The sequence below is a fragment of the Micromonospora sp. HK10 genome (assembly GCF_000982955.1).
In the GTDB taxonomy this organism is placed as follows: Bacteria; Actinomycetota; Actinomycetes; order Mycobacteriales; family Micromonosporaceae; genus Micromonospora.
The window spans coordinates 1-250 of the sequence record NZ_KQ058861.1 but is presented as its reverse complement, the minus strand read 5'-3'; the positions used below and the strand labels follow the sequence as shown (position 1 = coordinate 250).

The window sequence follows — 250 nt, the reverse complement described above, 5'->3', positions numbered from 1 at the left end:
CATCTTCATCGACTCCAGGATCACCAGCGTGTCCCCCTCGGACACGGTGTCCCCGGCCGACGCGACGACCTTCCAGACGTTCGCCACCATCTCGGCGCGGATCTCCTCGGCCATCTCCAGGCCCTCCCTCTCCACCGGTCTGCCTGCGAACGGTATCCAATCATGGCTTCCGTCACGTCCCGACCCCTGAGCGGCAGCACACCCGAACGTGCCCCGGCGGCCCCCGGCCCGGGCTGGCGGCACTAGCATC

At 68.8% G+C, this 250-nt stretch carries 1 protein-coding gene; it reads right to left on the bottom strand.

The window, feature by feature from the left end; all coding sequences use genetic code 11:
• A partial coding sequence (locus tag LQ51_RS23045) for a biotin/lipoyl-containing protein (RefSeq protein ID WP_304413734.1) occupies positions 1-120 on the bottom strand: 120 nt, incomplete at its 3' end.
• Between the last annotated feature and the right edge of the window lie 130 nt (positions 121-250).